This is a genomic window from Pseudomonas sp. UBA6310 (assembly GCF_002438225.1).
In the GTDB taxonomy this organism is placed as follows: Bacteria; Pseudomonadota; Gammaproteobacteria; order Pseudomonadales; family Pseudomonadaceae; genus Pseudomonas_O; species Pseudomonas_O kuykendallii.
The window spans coordinates 1-1,435 of the sequence record NZ_DJTK01000036.1 but is presented as its reverse complement, the minus strand read 5'-3'; the positions used below and the strand labels follow the sequence as shown (position 1 = coordinate 1,435).

The following is a 1,435-nucleotide window of genomic DNA, read 5'->3' as shown; positions in this document are numbered from 1 at the left end:
AGCAACACCGGCAGCAAGACCGGCACGCCGCTCGCGGAAACCCCGCGCTCGATCTCGGTGGTCACCCGCCAGCGCATGGAAGACCAGAAATCCCAGACCCTGACCGAGGTGCTCGGCTACGTGCCGGGCATCTTCGCGCCGCCGTTCGCCGCCGGTGACGGGCTCGCTGGCGACCTGTTCTACATCCGCGGCTTCCTCGCCACCGACTTCGGCTACGGCCTGCTGCGCGACGGCCTGCGCGTGCAGGGCAACCGCTACGACAGCACCAGCGAGCCCTACGGTCTGGAGCGCACCGAGGTCTTCCGCGGCCCGACCTCCATCCTCTACGGCGAAAACACGCCGGGCGGCGTGGTCAACCTGGTCAGCAAGAAACCGACCGCAACCCCGCAGGGCGAGGTGCAGCTCAGCTACGGCAGCAACAACCGTCGGCAACTGGGCGTGGATGTCTCCGGCCCGCTGACCGACGAGGGCAACATCCTCGGGCGCATCGTGATGCTCGGGCGCAACGCCGACACCCAGGTCGACCAGGTGCCGGACGATCGCCTCTACATCGCGCCCTCGCTGACCCTGAACTTCGACGACAGCACCGCGCTGACCCTGCTGTCGAGCTACCAGCGCGACCGTACCAAGCTGGAACTGGGCTATCCCGCCGCCGGCACGCTGCTGGACAATCCCGCCGGCAAGATCGACAAGGACGCCTTCCTCGGCAATCCGTACTGGGACAATTTCGAGCGCGAAAGCTGGTCGCTGGGCTACGAGTTCAGCCACACGTTCAACGACACCTGGGCATTCCGGCAGAACTCGCGCTACATGCAGTCGCGCATCGACCGCCAGGAAACCTGGCCGGGCAACCTGAACAACGGCGGTTTCGGCACCACGCTCGTCAACACGGCCTACGACCGCTACAACAAGTCCATGGTCTACTCGCTGGACAACCAGTTCGAGGGGCATTTCAACGCCGGCGAGTTCGAGCACACCGTGCTGATGGGCGCGAGCTTCGATCGTACTTCGTTCAACCAGAACTGGGAGGCGGGCGCGGGCGGCAGCATCGACATCTTCAACCCGGTCTACAGCGGCAAGCCGGTGATGCAGGCGGCGGTGCAGAACGCCCTGCTGGAGCAGCAGATGTACGGTCTGTACAGCCAACTGCAGAGCAAGTACGACAACTGGATATTCCTCCTCGGCGGCCGCCAGGACTACGTCAACAGCCAGTACCGCAACCGTGCGGGCACACTCAACGGTGCGGCCGACTTCGACTACTGGGACCACGACTTCACCTGGCAGACCGGCCTGATGTACCAATTCGACAACGGCCTCACGCCCTACGTCAGCTACTCCACCGCGTTCGTCCCGACCCAGCAGGTGTTCAGCAACGGCTCGCCCCTGGAACCCACCACCAGCCGCCAGTACGAGGTGGGCGTGAAGTACGAGCCGA

The 1,435-nt window shown here is 65.0% G+C and carries 1 protein-coding gene; it reads left to right on the top strand.

Annotation, left to right across the window (positions count from 1 at the left end; translation table 11 throughout):
* A partial coding sequence (locus tag B3E91_RS08900) for a TonB-dependent siderophore receptor (protein WP_287029112.1) occupies positions 1-1,435 on the top strand: 1,435 nt, incomplete at both ends.